The sequence below is a fragment of the Kitasatospora sp. NPDC001159 genome (assembly GCF_053598235.1).
This window is the reverse complement of the sequence record NZ_JBSFJV010000083.1, coordinates 18,512-33,547: the sequence shown is the minus strand read 5'-3', so window position 1 is coordinate 33,547 and position 15,036 is coordinate 18,512. Positions and strand designations below refer to the sequence as shown.

The 15,036-nt window shown below is 71.4% G+C and carries 13 protein-coding genes and 1 pseudogene; 6 read left to right on the top strand and 8 right to left on the bottom strand.

Annotated elements, in window-relative coordinates; genetic code table 11:
• Positions 1–501 (top strand): hypothetical protein (locus tag ACWC9T_RS31420; RefSeq protein ID WP_449824440.1); only part of this gene is annotated, 501 nt, incomplete at its 5' end.
• On the opposite strand, the gene ACWC9T_RS31415 is transcribed toward ACWC9T_RS31420, so the two are convergent.
• The 3 genes from ACWC9T_RS31415 to ACWC9T_RS31405 form a co-directional block, all read right to left on the bottom strand.
• A complete protein-coding gene (locus tag ACWC9T_RS31415) occupies positions 467–1,330 on the bottom strand; it encodes an IS5 family transposase (protein WP_449824439.1) in 864 nt (287 codons plus the stop codon). The genes ACWC9T_RS31420 and ACWC9T_RS31415 overlap by 35 nt on opposite strands.
• 268 nt (positions 1,331–1,598) lie before the next feature.
• Positions 1,599–2,873, bottom strand: coding sequence for a PP2C family protein-serine/threonine phosphatase (locus ACWC9T_RS31410; protein ID WP_449824438.1), 1,275 nt, complete (start codon positions 2,871–2,873; stop codon positions 1,599–1,601).
• A 501-nt stretch (positions 2,874–3,374) separates the two neighbouring features.
• Positions 3,375–4,658 carry a hypothetical protein gene (locus ACWC9T_RS31405; protein WP_449824437.1) on the bottom strand — a complete coding sequence of 428 codons (1,284 nt, stop codon included), beginning with the start codon at positions 4,656–4,658 and terminating at the stop codon, positions 3,375–3,377.
• Between the two features lie 600 nt (positions 4,659–5,258).
• On the opposite strand from ACWC9T_RS31405, the gene ACWC9T_RS31400 reads away from it, so the two are divergent.
• Positions 5,259–5,558 carry a hypothetical protein gene (locus ACWC9T_RS31400; protein WP_449824436.1) on the top strand — a complete coding sequence of 100 codons (300 nt, stop codon included), beginning with the start codon at positions 5,259–5,261 and terminating at the stop codon, positions 5,556–5,558.
• Between the two features lie 84 nt (positions 5,559–5,642).
• Positions 5,643–5,873 (top strand): annotated as a pseudogene (locus ACWC9T_RS31395) (hypothetical protein); the annotation flags it as partial.
• A 326-nt stretch (positions 5,874–6,199) separates the two neighbouring features.
• On the opposite strand, the gene ACWC9T_RS31390 reads toward ACWC9T_RS31395, so the two are convergent.
• A complete protein-coding gene (locus tag ACWC9T_RS31390; RefSeq protein WP_449824435.1) occupies positions 6,200–7,087 on the bottom strand; it encodes a LysR family transcriptional regulator in 888 nt (295 codons plus the stop codon).
• Positions 7,088–7,208: 121 nt separating this feature from the next.
• On the opposite strand from ACWC9T_RS31390, the gene ACWC9T_RS31385 reads away from it, so the two are divergent.
• On the top strand, positions 7,209–7,718 hold the full coding sequence (locus ACWC9T_RS31385) for a nuclear transport factor 2 family protein (protein ID WP_449824434.1): 510 nt from the start codon (positions 7,209–7,211) through the stop codon (positions 7,716–7,718).
• A gap of 256 nt (positions 7,719–7,974) precedes the next feature.
• Here the strand turns inward: ACWC9T_RS31385 and ACWC9T_RS31380 are convergent, their stop codons facing one another.
• Positions 7,975–9,045 carry an alkene reductase gene (locus tag ACWC9T_RS31380; protein WP_449824433.1) on the bottom strand — a complete coding sequence of 357 codons (1,071 nt, stop codon included), beginning with the start codon at positions 9,043–9,045 and terminating at the stop codon, positions 7,975–7,977.
• Between the two features lie 282 nt (positions 9,046–9,327).
• Between ACWC9T_RS31380 and ACWC9T_RS31375 the strand changes: the two genes are divergently transcribed.
• Together ACWC9T_RS31375 and ACWC9T_RS31370 are read left to right on the top strand one after the other, a co-directional pair.
• The gene (locus ACWC9T_RS31375) at positions 9,328–9,843 is read left to right on the top strand and encodes a MarR family winged helix-turn-helix transcriptional regulator (protein WP_449824432.1); all 516 of its coding nucleotides are present in this window, start codon (positions 9,328–9,330) and stop codon (positions 9,841–9,843) included.
• A gap of 346 nt (positions 9,844–10,189) precedes the next feature.
• The gene (locus ACWC9T_RS31370; RefSeq protein WP_449824431.1) at positions 10,190–11,041 is read left to right on the top strand and encodes a hypothetical protein; all 852 of its coding nucleotides are present in this window, start codon (positions 10,190–10,192) and stop codon (positions 11,039–11,041) included.
• Between the two features lie 136 nt (positions 11,042–11,177).
• Here ACWC9T_RS31370 and ACWC9T_RS31365 read toward each other — a convergent pair whose 3' ends face one another.
• The 3 genes from ACWC9T_RS31365 to ACWC9T_RS31355 form a co-directional block, all read right to left on the bottom strand.
• The gene (locus tag ACWC9T_RS31365) at positions 11,178–12,437 is read right to left on the bottom strand and encodes a CoA transferase (protein ID WP_449824430.1); all 1,260 of its coding nucleotides are present in this window, start codon (positions 12,435–12,437) and stop codon (positions 11,178–11,180) included.
• A 97-nt stretch (positions 12,438–12,534) separates the two neighbouring features.
• On the bottom strand, positions 12,535–13,764 hold the full coding sequence (locus ACWC9T_RS31360; protein WP_449824429.1) for an MFS transporter: 1,230 nt from the start codon (positions 13,762–13,764) through the stop codon (positions 12,535–12,537).
• Positions 13,745–15,013: an ATP-grasp domain-containing protein gene (locus tag ACWC9T_RS31355; protein ID WP_449824428.1), complete on the bottom strand. Its 1,269-nt coding sequence runs from the start codon at positions 15,011–15,013 to the stop codon at positions 13,745–13,747. The genes ACWC9T_RS31360 and ACWC9T_RS31355 overlap by 20 nt, the downstream gene beginning before the upstream one ends.
• Between the last annotated feature and the right edge of the window lie 23 nt (positions 15,014–15,036).

The following is a 15,036-nucleotide window of genomic DNA, read 5'->3' as shown; positions in this document are numbered from 1 at the left end:
CGGTTGCCCTCGCCGCTGGGTTTGCTGGAGGACCGGGAGCTGGATGCGCGTCGGCGCCTGGAGGAGTGCCGCGAGGCGGCGGAGCGCGCCCAGGCCGCGGTCGCCGAGGCCGAACGGGCGCATGAACGGGCGGTGATTGCCCGGGAGGAGCTGGCCGCGGCGCTGGCTGGTGCGCGTGAGGTGGACGGTTCGCCGGAGAGCGGGAAGCCGGCGGTGGCCGCGGCTGCCGGAACGGTGGTGCCGGTGTGGAGCGAGGGTGTGTCGGTACGGGTGCTGGCGCCGGACTACCAGCGCATCGTCGCCTTGCTCGAGGACGCCGCGCGGGAGGGGACGAGTCCGCTGAACTGCCGTCAGATCGCCCAGCGGCTGGGCTGGGAGACGTCCGCCGCCGGGGTGGAGGGGGTGCGCGCGAAGGCGCGGCGGATGGCCGAGCGAGGCTGGCTGGCCAAGGAGGCGGACGGCCGGTTCAATGCCGCCTTCCGGCCAGGCGGCGGGTCATGAGGGCGGTCATCGACCAACGGATCATCGCCTCGGCGCAGGCGGTGGTGCGTTCGTAGTCGCGCGCGAGGCGGCGGGTGCGCATCAGCCAGCCGTTCGTGCGCTCGATCACCCAACGGCGCGGCAATACCCGAAACCCCGTGGTGGCCTCGGTGCGCTTGACCACCGTGAGTGCCAGGTGCAGTGCGGCGGCGGCCCACTCGACCAGGGCGCCGGTGTAGCTGCTGTCGGCCCAGACCAGCTTCAGGCGGTAGCACTTCTCGCGCAGGCGCGGCAGCAGTGTTGTCGCGGCGTCGCGGTCGGTGGTGGAGGCGGGGGTGACCAGCACGATCAGCAGCAGGCCCAGGCAGTCCACCACCAGGTGGCGCTTGCGGCCGTTGATTTTCTTGCCGCCGTCGTATCCGCGTGTGGCGGCGCCGACGGTGGCGTCGGCCTTGACCGACTGGGAGTCGATGATCCCCGCGGACGGTTCCGGGTCGCGGCCCTCCTTGATCCGCACCCGGCGTCGCAGTCGGTCGTGCAGCTCGGTGAGCAGGCCCTGGGCCAGGAAGCGGCGAAAGAAGCGGTAGACGGCCCGCCAGTGGGGGAAGTCGGCGGGCATCGCCCGCCACTTGATGCCACCGTCGACCAGGTACAGCACGGCGTCGACCATGGCGCGGTGGCAGTACGCCTCCGGGCGGCCGCCCCGGCCCTCCAGCCAGCGCGGCAGCGGCAGCGCGTCGCGCACCACGGCCCACTCGGCGTCAGTGAGATCGCTGGGGTAGCGGCGCTCGCGGTCTGCGTGGTCGGCGGCGTTGCCGAACCGGTGAGCGAGACAATCACAGCCCGACACGCCGGAGTTGGACGCTGACCCGGTTAACACGACAAGCTGGGACAACAGGGCCTCCCCGCACTCCGGTGACTCGACATCTCCGGGCTGTGCAGGAGGCCCTTCCTTCATGCGCCGGCCGGCACGCGATCACCCGAACGGGACCGAGAATCGAATCTCCGTCCGGCCCTCAAGCCCCAAGAGCGCTTTGATCACGGCTTCTCAGCCCGCCAACAGATCCACGGCTGCGGTGACTGCGGAGAGCCCTCGGGGCTGGTCGGGTAGCGGGCGGTCAGTCTTCGGTGGGGATGCGGATGGCGAGGATGGCCATGTCGTCGTGGCCGTCGCTGGGGTGGTGGTCGGCGAGAGTGTGGACGAGGTCGTCCAGGGGCTGGGTGGCGTGGGCGGCGGCGAGGTCGGCCAGGGCGTTCAGGCGCTCGTCGATGGCGTGGTCAGGGTGTTCGACGAGGCCGTCGGTGAAGAGCACGACGGTGGCGCCGCGGGGCAGGGGGTGGGTGTGGTCGGGTCGGTGGATGTCGGGGTCGACGCCGAGAGGGATGCCGGGGTCGGCATGCAGGTACTGGGCGGACCCGTCGGGGGCGAGGATGAGCGGTGGCAGGTGGCCAGCGGTGCTCCAGTGGAGGGTCCAGCCGTCGGTGGCGGGTTCGATCCTGGCCAGGCACGCGGTGGTGACGGGCAGGTCGGTGACGGCGTGCACGGTGTGGTCGAGCTGGGTCAGCACCGAGCTGGGCGGGGTCCTGCGGTCGTAGAGCAGGGCGCGGAGCATGTTGCGGGTCTGGGCCATGGCGGCGGCGGCGTGCAGGTCGTGGCCGACGACGTCGCCGATGACGGCCGCGCACGCCTGGTCGGGCAGGACGGCGGCGTCGTACCAGTCGCCGCCCACGCTGGCCGGTTCGGCGGCGGCGCGGTAGACCGCGGCGCCGGTGAACGGGGCCAGGTCGGGCAGGGTCGGCAGCAGCAGCCGCTGGAACTGTTCGGCGCTGTCGCGCATGTAGCCGAACAGGCGGGCGTTCTCGATGGCGATGCCGGCAGCTCCTGCGAGGGCGCGCACGATTTCCTCGTCGTCCTGGTCGAAGGGGCGGCCGTCGTGGCGTTCGGAGAGGTAGAGGTCGCCGTAGATCTCGCCGCGGACGGTGATCGCCACGCCCAGCAGGGTGCGCATGGGCGGGTGGCCGGGCGGGAACCCGACCGAGGCCGGGTGGGAGGGGATGTCGTCCACCCGCAGGGGCTCGGGATGGTGGATCAGGTGGCCGAGCACCCCGCGACCGTGGGGGAAGTCGATGCCCGCCAGGGCAGCGCGCTCCTCGTCCGTGAGGCCGGCGGTGATGAACTGCTCCAGGTGATCACCGGAGGGAGCGAGGATACCCAGCGCACCGTAGCGGGCACCGGCCAGGTCCATGGCGGTGGTGACGATGCGGTGCAGCACCGTGGGCAGATCCAGATCACCGCCGATGGCCAGCACCGCCGACAGCAACCCCTGCAGCCGGTCCTTCGCCCTGGCCAGAGCACGCAGTTGCTGGGCGATGCCCTCCAGATGGTCGTCCAAGTGCAGCCGAAGCTCCGGCGGAGGGTTCCCCCCGCCCGGTGACCCGGACGGCTGTTCGTCGGAGTTCACAGCGTCACCTCGCTCATCACCAGCAACGCTACGCACGACGGCACCGGCCGACTGGGAACACACGCCCGGCACGCACGGACCGATCGCTGGAGCCGATCACCCAGTCAAGATCACTTGGCAGACGACCAAGATCGCCTGGCAGAGGACAGCGGCGAGTGACCCGTCTCACCGAAGTTCGACCATCTCCACGGTCAGTCGTCGCGCACCGCCGGGCCCTCGCAAGCGCGTGGGGGAGGCCTTCGGGAGCCGGTGCTTCGGCCCCCGGTGTACTCGCCGGTCAGCCGGCGGCTGATCACGCCCGGCCCCTCGGCCGGGGTGATGGGGCGCGCTGTAAGGCGGGGGCGCGCTGCTGGTGCTGCCCGTGCTGCTGCTCGACCACGTCGCCCGACCGACCTGCGGCGGCAGCACGGCCGTCAAGGCGGACCGGAAGGGTTACGCCGTCGTGCAGTCCAGGACCCGGCCGTCGGCCGTGCCAACGAGCAGACGGTCCGGTCCGGTGACGGTGAGCGCCGTCGGGACGGTGAGCACACCGGCGACGGTCAGCCGGTGGCGCCAGCGGAGGGTGCCGTCGCGGAGATCCAGCGCCAGGATCTCACCGTTGCGGTAGGCAACGTAGGCGGTGTCCGCTTCGGTGTCGAGGTCGGTGGCGACGTAGTCGGTCCGGAAGACCCAGCGGGGCGCGCCGTCGCCGGCCGCTCGGCGGACGACCAAGGACCCGCCGGGCTCCATCCACTGTCCGATGTTGACCGCACCGGCGTGGACCAGGTCGCCGTCATCGGTCTCCGCACCCGGGCCGGGGAAGTACCTCTCCTCGGGCTCCCAGGAGAACGGGAACAGGGGCTGGACACCCGTCCCCTCGGGGGAGCGCACCGAGACCCACCACCGCATCAGTCCCCGCCGGTCCCGTAGGTATTGGTTGACGTAGTCCCGGCTGCCGTACCGGATCCGCAGCCGCATTGGGTTCCGGTCGGCGTATGTCATGGTCCGGTGCTGAATCAGCAGGCCGTCGGCGAGGACGGTGCGCCCGGGCTGCTCCGGATCCTCTTCCCACCGGTCGACGGTCGCCAGGACCGCGCCGTCCGACAGCTTTTCGACGGCGAGGACTCGGCGCAGGGGCTCCCAGTCCGGGCTGAGCGCGGAGAGCGCCCGCTGGGCCTCGTCCCGTCCGTCGGGCCGCGGTGCGGGCACCCGGGGGCCGGCCAGGTCCGCGGCGGTGAGCGAACGGGGTGCGACAGCGCGCCAGTCGGGTTGTTGCACGACGGCGATGTGGCCCTCGACGCGTGCCTCCCGGTCCTGCCAGTCGTCGGGCGGTGCCATCAGCACGCGCAGGGCCTGTTCGTCGAGCCAGGCCAGTCCGAGGACCTGGCGACCGCAGTCGTTCTCGATGAGGGAGACGGTGACGGTCGTCTCCCAGTCGAACAGGAGCAGCTCGCCCTTGAAGGAGTTGCCGCCGTCGTAGTCGCCGGTCCCGACGGCGAGCAGCGGCGCCGTGGGGTGGAAGGCCAGCGCGTGCACCCGGAAGGGCGTGCGGAGCACCGCCCGGCAGCCGAGGTCTCCCATGCCGTACACCCCCACCGTCGACATCCCGCCCTCCCCGGGCTCGCCCGCGACGGCGAGCAGCCCGCGCTCCTCGTCGGACACGGTGAGGACGGGCAGGCCGACCTCGGCGAACGGGCGGGCACCGAGGACGCGGACGACGCGCAGCGGGAAGGTCATGCGGAGATCCTCCCAGCAGGAAGTGTCGCGCCCTTGCGCGGCCTCGCCAATGACAGGCACCTCCGGGCACATTGATCGATGACGGCGAGGGCCCGGTGGTGCGCGCCGACTGACGATGGAAGCCGTCAAACTCTCATGAGACTGCTCAAATGAGACTGCTCAAACTTCGATGAGACGGGTCAGTCAGACACCCTTGTACAACCCACTGCGGCGGGCTGTCCCAGGTCCGGCATGAAGTTACCGCTACCTGGGGAGATGGGCTGGGACCGTCCCGGCAAAACGGATATTGCGGGCGCGCTGGGACGGTGTCGGGACACGGGTGTCTCAGGTCTGTCCCAGCCCGGGAGCCGAGCCAGCGAGGCGCAGGCGGCCGGGTCCCGGGGAACGAGGGGGGAGTTCCGCGAGACCCGGCCGTGGGAGGCCAGCCGCGCCGGGGTCACGGCGTGACTGCGCTGGCCGGCGGCCCGGTGGTGCTGTGGTGGGGCCGCCGTGCCGGGAATGCTAGACCCACGCGTCAACGATGGCCAGGGCTTTGACCTGCGAGATTTCGGCCGCGAACATGCCATCTGCGGCCGGGCGGGCGCGTAGGCGTGCACGGCATTGACGGCCGGGCGGCCGGTGGCGGGGTCGCTCTCCCGGCCGCACAGGTGTACGACCTGCGATGGGCCGGTCTCCGACACCGATTTCCCCGCTGACCTGCTCGAACTCCAGCGCCGCTGGTACACCGCCGAAGCCGACTGGGCCGCCGACCCGACCGAGGAGCAGCGGGCCGCGTTCGCCGCGGTCGGCGCCGAGCTGTACTCCCACTCGCACTGGGCCAAGGTGGGAAACCGGCACCAGGCTGAGATGAAGCTCAAGCAGGCCGCCCGCCCGGACACCGCGCGGGAACCGGCGGCCTGACCCGCCGGTCGGCCTTCTCCGCATGCGCCTGCTCCCAGGCCGGACGACGGTGAAGGGGTCGGGCGAGCATGTCGGGAGGCATCGGTGGCAGATGACGTAGGGAGCGAAGAGCCGGACGAGGCGCACCGTCGGCCCCCGTGGGTGGACGACGCGACGGTCGAGGCGCTGGGGATGCTGACGAAGGCACTGGAGTACACCGAGCGGGCCCGCGGCCACCTGTACGCGGTGCACCACATGACCGGCGGCGCCGACCGGAGGCTCGCCGAGGCGGTGCGGATGCTGCGCCAGGCCGGGCACGAGGAGCAGGCCGGAAGGCGCTGTCACGTTGGCCGACCGGGTGAGATGATCTTCTGATCGATCACGGCGGAGGAGGATCATTCGTGGAGAGCACGTCGCCGTCGTAAGCTTGTTCGTCCCGGTCGCTCTCTTCGGCAAGCCGATCCCCGGCAGGCCCATCGGGAAGAACTACAGTAAGTAATACCAGCAGGCGCAGGGTGCGGACCGGGCTCAAGGCGCCGCCCCGGCGCCGCCGTTCGGGCGACCGGAGCCTGCCTGATCCGGCAGATCTGTCGATGCCTGACGCTCCGGCCGTGGTGCCTGCCGCAGCAAAGCCGACGTGTGCTGCGGCAGGCCCGCCCCCCTCACGGGTCGCCGTGCACAAGACTGACAGCGGCTTCGGCGAACGCGCGGACGCGAGCGGTGGTCCGGTCCCCGGACCATATCAAGCCCCATGCCAATGACGGGGCGTCACTGACGGGAACGTAGATGACGTCAGGTCGCGAGTAGTAGCGCCGGACGTGTGCGCCGACGGGAAGGGCTCCCTGCCCGGCTCCGACGAGGGTGAGTGCTTCCTGGAACGTTCCGGCCGTCGGTCCGGGAAGGGCTGCCGGGGCGCCGGGTACCTGGTCCGATCGCTGCGGCGGCACGGCGTCGTGACCGTGCAGTCGCACCAACCGGACGCGTGCCAGATCTACGCAGAAGACGCTGCCTCGGCGAGCGTAGGGATGATCAGCGGGAACAGCGAGCATCCGCGCCTCGCGTACCAGAACCGGGCCGCTGGCGATGTCGGGCTCGGTCACGGGGAGGGTGCTCAGTGCGAGGTCGACCTCGCCCGAGCGCAGCGACGCAAGCAACTGCCCCGCCTGCACCTCCCGGATGCGCACCTCACAGTCGGGGGCCCGGTCGCGGAACACCTGGGTGACACCGACCAGGAGCTGCGCGGCGGCCGCGCTCACGAAAGCGACATGCAAGGTGCCGGACAGCCCCCGTCCCGCGTCGATCGCCCGCTGCAGCGCCGTGTCCACGCTCTCCCAGGCGGGACGTAGCTCATCGAGCAACTGCCGCCCTACCGAGGTGAGTTCGACGCGGCGGCTGGTGCGGCGGAACAGCGGTACTCCCACCCTCCGCTCCAGCTTGCGAATGGTCTGGCTGATGCGAGCGGTGGAGACGAGCAGACGCTCGGCGGTGCGCCCGAAGTGCAGCTCCTCCGCGAGTGCCAGGAACGCTTCCACCTCGTGCCGCTCGACCACGCACGCCTCCATCGTTAAGCCTGAGTTCACGATCATTGCGCATACGGCCATTGGTCGCCAGCGCTCACGGCAGCAGAGTGGGTGACATCGAACACGACGTCACCCACCCACTGGAGGACAGATGGACACCACCGCCCACTACGCTCTGGCCGCACAGCCCGGCGACACCGAGGCGATCGTCGCCGAACTGCGCGACCGCGCCGAGATCACCGACGCTCTTTACCGGTTCGCCCTGGGCCAGGACCTCAAGGACCGCGAGCTGTTCGCCTCGGCCTTCACCGCCGACGCGGAGCTGGACTTCCGCCCGGCCGCCGCGCGCTGGGGCGGCAAGCCGCCGCTGATGAGCGGCCGGGAGACCATCGTCAGCACCATCCTGGCCATGTTCACCGGCCGAGTGGACACCACGCATCAGGTCACCAACCCACGCATCACCATCGACGGGGACAGCGCTCGTCTCACCGCGCTCGTCGAAGCGCAGCACCTGCTCACCAGCGACCCGAACACGCACGCCCTACTCAAGAACCCCTACACCGTTGACCTGGTACGTGACGGCAGCCGCTGGCTCATCCGGCGAATGCGCATCGACAACACCTGGCTCACCGGCAGCCCCGTCGCCGTCTTCGGCGCCTGACCGCGCCGGCCTCGCCGGCCGTCGCGACCCGATGCGACGACCAACCGCAGACAACGACTCCAAGAACCCCGCACATGGCGCGGAAGGGGATGCAATGAAGTTCTCCGTGATCGGCGGGACCGGCCGCATCGGCACCCGGATCGTCCAGACACTCTTCGCCGTCGCCCCCGGCAGCGCCGTGCAGAAGACAAACCGGACGGGGCGGCCCTGATTCACTGTGTGGCCCCGAAGGCGGCCGCGCCGGTGGCATCGCCGGTCAGGTAGTCAGGGTGGGGTAGTCGGTGTAGCCGCGGTGGTCACCGCCGTAGAAGGTGGCCGCGTCCGGGGTGTTGAACGGGCCGCCGGCGGCCAGACGGGCCGGCAGGTCGGGGTTGGCCAGGAACAGGGCGCCGTAGGCGACCATGTCCGCAGCTCCGTCCTCGATCAGCTTCAGCGCCTCGGGGCCGGTGACCTCCGGGTAGGTGAAGGGGTTGAGGACGAACGTCCCCGGCCAGGCCTTGCGCAGCCGGACGGTCAGTTCACGGTCCGGGCCCTCCATCAGGTGCAGGTACGCCAGGTCCAGGTCGGCAAGCCGCTCCAGCAACGCCTCGTACACCTCGGCCGGCTGGTCTTCGGCGATGTCGTTGTACGGGTTCCCGGGCGAGACCCGCAGGCCCACCCGCTCGCTGCCGATCGCTTCGGCCACGGCGGTGGCGACCTCGACGGCGAAGCGGATCCGGCCCTCGACGTCACCGCCCCAGCCGTCGGTGCGCAGGTTGGTATTCGGCGCGAGGAACTGGTGGACCAGGTAGCCGTTCGCGCCGTGGATCTCCACCCCGTCGAACCCGGCCTCGACGGCGTTGTGGGCCGCGTTGGCGAAGTCGGCGATCGTCTGCCGGATCTCCGCCTCGCTCAGCTCCTTCGGCGTCACGAAGTCCTTCGGGCCCTCGTGGGTGAACACCTGGCCCCTGGCGGCCACCGGCGACGGCGCGACCGGCACCAGGCCCTCAGGCAGCAGGCTCGGGTGGCCGATCCGCCCGGTGTGCATCAGCTGCGCGAAGACCACTCCGCCCTCGCGGTGCACGGCATCGGTCACCCTCCGCCACGCCGCCACCTGCCCGGCCGTGTGCAGACCGGGGGTGTCGGGGTAGCCCTGCCCGACCGGCGAGGGCTGGACGCCCTCGGTGACGATCAGCCCGGCGCCGGCGCGCTGCGCGTAGTACGTCGCCATCAGCTCGGTCGGCTCCGAGCCGGGGCCATAGGCGCGGCTGCGGGTCATCGGCGCCATCGCGACGCGGTTGGCCAGGCGCTTGCCGCCCAGGTTGATCGGATCGAACGCAGTGGTCACTTGCTCAAGCCCTTCGAACGGTTGGTTGTCGCGGTTCGGAGGTGTCCCCTCGGGTGGGTTCCGCCGCGACCTCAATCGGATTACCTGTTCGAACAGTAAATGACCTGAGAGCATCTCGGCAAACGGCTGTGGCGCCTGTCACATCGCATTGGAAGCCTTGCGGCCTGCGCCTGGCACGGGCGGCGTTTCTCGCCCGGACCGGCCAAGGGAGCGGGCACGGCGAAAGTCGAGGAGAGGTATCCTGTTCGAGCAATATTCACGAGAGCAGAGGAGAGCCCGCCCATGACGGAGTCCGCGGCCAACGCTGAGGGCCAGTGTCCGGCCCCGGCGAACAGCGCCATCCCCCTGCCCTCCGCCGCCAGTGGAGGACCGATCAGCCACGCGATCTTCCGGGTGGCCCGCACCCACCGCATGATCGCCGGACAGCTCCTGCGCCGCGTGGGCCTGCACCCCGGCCAGGAACTGGTGATGATGCAACTGTGGGAACTCGGAGCCCAGCGACAGGTCGACCTCGTCCGCCTGCTCGACTCCGACGCCGCCACCATGACCCGCACCATCCGACGCCTGGAGCACGCCGGGTTCGTACGCCGCTCGCCGTGCCCCGACGACAAGCGCGCCTCCATCATCGAGGCCACCACCGCCAGCCACGCGCTGCGCAAAGAAGTCGAGCAGCTGTGGCGCCAGCTCGAGGACGCCACCGTCGGCAACAGCACCGACGACGAGAAGGCCACCGTCCTGCACGCCCTGGAGGACATCGAGGAACGACTCACCCGCACCGCCGCCCAGCTCGGCACCTGACGGCGCTCAGCGCCGCGGAGATGATCGGCCCGCGTCCCACCCGCCCTCCCGCCGGGACGCTGCGACGTCATCCGGACGGCCAGTGCTCGGCCGGGAGCTCGGTTGTGACACACGATGGTTAGAGCCGTGCGCGGCGGGCAAAGCTGATGCAGGCAGCACGGGACCGAGGGGGACGGATCTGATGCCCACAGCCATGCCGTCGGGCGCTCCGGACAGACGCGCCGGGCCAGGGCCCGGCGTCCCGGTCGAGCCGCGGGGAACTCCCGCCGAACGCGCCGCTCCGCGAAGGTCCCGGATCGGTCTGGCGGCGCAGTTCGTTCTGCAGTTCGTCTACATTCCGCTGGGGATGCTGGTGGCGATCGGGCTTGTGGCCCTGCCGTTCTGGGACGCCGCCACCAGCGGTGGCGGTGGCGGTGGCGGTGGCGGAAATGATCTCGAGGATCTGGCCCAGATCATCGGCGGGTTGGCGGGGAGCGCGATCTCCTGGCGGCGCCTGCGCATCGAGTGGAACGGCAGGCCCGAGGAGTGGGAGACCTTCATCGAAGGGCTTTTGACGAAGCGTTTCTCCAGGGCCGAGCGGAAGAGCGGCTGGGAGCCCCACGAGCTGCCGCCCAGCGGCGTGCGCCGGGCGGTCACGCACCTGTGGCTCCATCACCACCACGGCCTGACCCCGACCCGGGTCGAGCAACTGGCCGAGCGGCACGGCTGGTCGGTGGACTGGGCGAAGAGCACGGTGGTGAAGGGAGAGCTGCGCTTCTTCCGCCTCATTCCACCCCCGGAGCACGTCGACGTGCCCGATCCCCACGGGCCGCCGCCCGCGACCGGCTCGCCGTGGGGTCCGATGCGCTGCCGTGTGGTGATTCCGCTGCTCACCCTCCTTCTCATGCCGCGGGTGCGCTTCCTGGAACTCCGCCGCAGTCCGGACGCGTACGTGCGCCACCTGCGCGAGCACCTGAAGAAACTCTTCCGGGCCGAGTTGGCGCGCGAGCGCGGGAAGAACGCCTACCGGGCCGACTCGACGGGCCGAATCCTGCGCCGGGTCAGCGTCGGGACCCGGCACTTCCGGGGCGCGGGCGCCGGGGCCGTCCTCCGGGTGGCCCTCGAACAGGGCTGGCGGCTCGACCGTTCGTATCCCGCCGATCCACGGGATACCGTTCATCTCTGCCGCCTGAACGATGGGGGCCGCCGGACACGCTGACACCGCTGCGCGTACGGGGTGCCGAGGACCCATTCGGCCCCTCGGCACCCCACGCGTCATCCACCGCGAGTGCGCGGGTCAGAACCACTCGGGCCGGCAGTCCGCCTCCGTCCTGGCCCTTACCTGACCGCGACCTTCACCGCCCGTGGGCGGCGGGGAGGGCCACCACACCCTCGTCGAGCAGGCGGCCGATCTCGGCCTGGGTGACACCGAGGAGGTCGCAGAGGACCTCCTCGGTGTGCTCCCCCAGCAGCGGGGCGGTGGCGGTCCGGCCGTAGGCACCGCCGAGCCGCAGGGGCGAGCGGGCGGAGACCACCCGTCCAATGCCGGGCTGCTCCACCCAGTCCACCACGGTCGGCTCCTCCGCCCTCCGGTGGGCCTCGACGACCTCCGGCATGCCGCGGTAGGGGCCCCACAGGACTCTGGCCTCGTCCAGTTCCTTGGCCACCACGTCCAGCGGGCGGGACTCGAACCACGGCCGGAGGATCGCTGCGATCGTCTCCCGCAGGCGGTAGCGCTCCTTCTCCTGGGAGAGGTCGGCGCCCAGGGCCTGCTCCATCGACTGGAAGGTCTCCGTCGTCGCGGTAACCTGCTGCAGCGCCTGCCACTGGGCCTCGGTCAATGCGACCACCATGACGCGACCGCCGTCGCTGGCGGCGAAGTCGACGCCAAAGGACCCGTACATGTGGTTGCCGTGCCGGGGCCGCTCGGCTCCGCGCTGCTCCGCCTCCGCGAGCCAGCCCAGGTTGGCGACGCCCGCGGTGGCCACGTCGGACAGCGCCAGTTCGATGTACTCGCCCTCGCCGGTCAGCGCCCGGCGGTGCAGGGCCGCCAGGACGCCGGTCGCGGCGGTCATGCCGGCCAGCAGGTCCCAGGCGGGCAGGACGTGGTTGACCGGGACCGCGGACGACTCCGGCCCGGTGATGGTCGCCACGCCCACCTCGGCGTTGACCGTGTAGTCGACGGCCGGCCGGCCGTCGGAGTGGCCCTGGATGTGCAGGTGGATCATGTCCGCGCGGCGGGTCGACAGCGTCTCGTAAGAGAGCTTGCCGCGGCCCACGCCGTTGTCGACGAAGACGCCGTTGCCCGGGCCCGGGCGGGTGGCCAGGGCGATGACCAGCTCCCGGCCCTGCGGGGAGCGCAGGTTCACGGCGACGGAGCGCTTGTACTTGTTGAGCGCCGTCCAGTACAGGCTGGAGCCGTCGGGTGTCACCGGCCAGCGGTTGTGGTCCGAGCCGCCGCCGATCGGGTCCACACGGATCACCTGGGCGCCAAGTTGGGCGAGCGCCATGCAGCCTGACGGGCCGGCCACGAAGCTCGCGCATTCCACCACTTCCAGGCCGTCGAGGGGCAGGTCCGGGGCGGTGGCCACCGGCCCGGTGGGAAGCGGGTTCATCGAGGGTTCTTCCTTCCATGACAGGGAGTCGATGACGGGTGGTTCGTGACGGGTGGTTGGTGACGAGCGAATGTGGGTGGTTCGGGCCGGGCCAGGATCAGACCGTGGCGGGCTGGTCCTTGGCGGCGCCCTCCGTCTTCTCCAGCTCGCGCTGGGCCCACCGCACCGCCGCCGGGACGGCCAGGCCGGTCAGCGCGAAGACGGCGCCGAGCACCCACCAGCCGGGCGTCCCCCAGGTCACGCACAGGGCGATGACCAGCGCGGGGCCGATCGTCACACCCAGGCCGAGGCCCATCCCGAACAGGCCCTGGTACTGGCCCACGGCCTCGGCAGGCGCGAGCGAGAAGGACAGCTCGAAGCCCCCGGCCGCGTGCCAGATCTCGCCGACGGTGTGCACCACCACCGCGCCCAGCAGCAGGGCGAGCCCGACCCAGGTGGGTACCGCGGGCATCAGCGAGATCGCCCCGCACGAGATCAGGAACGCGAAGCCGGCTCGCCGGAAGGCGACCGCACCGGCACGCGGGGTGTCGATGCCCTTGCTCGCCCGTACCTGAAGGGACACCACGATCGCCGTGTTCACCAGCATCACCGCCGAGACCGACCAGCGCGGCACGGAGGCCTGGTCGAGCAGCCACAACGGCACCGCCGCGGTGAGCACCCGGTACTGAACCGCCATCACCCCGTCGAGGACGGTGACCAGCACGTACGGGCGGTCCCGCAGGGCGACCCACCGCGGCCCGGAGCCCGAACGCGTCGGGGGCACGATGGGCAGCCGCATCACCAGGGCTGCGCAGGCCAGCGCGCAGACGGCGCTGCCGCCGATCAGCAGCAGGTAGGCCCGCGCCGTGCCGACCTGCGCCCCCCAGCCCGCCAGCAGCGCGCCGACCGCGATGCCGGCGTTGGTGACCGAGCGCAGGTAGGCACGGAACTCGGCAGGCCGCTCCCCGCCGTACTCCTTGATCAGCGGACCGCGGGCCGCGGGCCCCGCCGACTGGGCGACGGCGGCCAACGCGGCGAAGAGGAGGAACAGCCCGAAGCCGTCCGCCAGACAGAGCCCGCCCATGGCGGCGGCCCACAGCACGAGGGTCGCCACGTACACCCCGCGGGCTCCGTGCCGGTCCGCCAGATGCCCGACGGGCACGCCGACGGCGAGGGACACCCCGCCAGCCACGCTCAGGCCGATCCCGACCTGGGACGCGGGCAGATCCACGACGCGGGTGAAGTACAGCACGCCCGCGGTGAGGTAGATGCCGTAGCCGACCGTGTAGACCAGCGTCGCGACCGCCAGCACGCGGCGCGGACCCCGGTCAGGCCGCAGGGCCGTCATGCTCTTCCTCCGGTACGACGGTGAACCGGACCGAGTCGCACAGCTCCAGCGCCAGGTTCCTGGCCTGTTCCGGGGTGTCCGCGCCGACCACGACGAGCCCGATCCGGTCGCTGGACCGGTGCAGCGGGCGGATCAAGTCCCCAACCTCGGCGTGCAGTTCGGCGTGCAGCACGGCCGGGTGCGCGGTGACCTCGGCCCAGCCCTCGACGGCGACCAGGCGGCCGGGGGGCGGGGTCAGGTAGCGGACGGCCGCACCCCCCGTCGGCTCCAGGAGCCCGTGGCTCTGCGGGCGGTCCAGCAGGTCGTCGTAGATGAGCCCGTACAACTCCAGGCCGGGGATGGCGTGTTCGAGCATCCGGTGGATCCAGTCGCCGCCGACCCGCCCGTGCACCTCGCCGAGCACGACCCCGCGCGCGGTGAGCCACAGTTCGACGTGGAAGGCGCCGGTCCGCAGGCCGAGCGTGGTCAGCGCGGAGGTGACCTGGTGGACGATCTCGCGCTGGTCGTGCTCCGGCAGCGGGGCGGGCAGGATGTGCCCCACCTCGACGAAGTACGGCGGCGGCACCGTCTCCTTGGCGGTGATGCCAAGCACCGTGGGCTTTCCGCCCAGGAACACGCCCTCAACGCTGAACTCGGGGCCGTCGACGAACTCCTCGACCAGGAAGGGCTCGGTGGTGGGCAGCAGCGTCATGGCGGCGGGTAGCTCGCCGATGCCGGAGACCCGGCTCACCCCGATGCTGCCCATCGCGTCGCGCGGCTTGACGATCCACGGACCGGTGCTCTCCCGGAGGAAGGCCTGCGCTTCGGCGAGGTTAGCGCACAGGCAGACCGCCGGCTGGGTGAAGCCGGCCGCGGCCAGGGCGGCTCGGCAGGCGTCCTTGGTGCGCACCTGCCGGATCGCGGCGGGCGGGTTGCCCGGCAGCCCGAGGGCGGCCGCGGTCTCGGCCGAGGTGACCTGGGCCATCTCCTGAAGTGCGTAGACCGCCTCGAAGCGCTCGCCCTCGGCGGCCTTGCGCAGCGCCCAGTCGACCGTCGCCTCCGGGCTGGTGAAGTCGACGACCGAGGTCTCGTCGGTCCTTGCGTTCACGTCCGGCGTCGCGGCGATGACGTCGGCGTGGTTCACGGTGTGGACGCGGATACCGCGGGACGCAGCCTGGTCCAGGGCGTGCAGTGCCATGTCGACGCTGACCGTCATCGCCCTGGCCCCACCGACCAGCAGCAGCGTCGGCCGGTTTGCTTCGCCTGCCATGTAAGGAGTCCTCCATCGTTGGT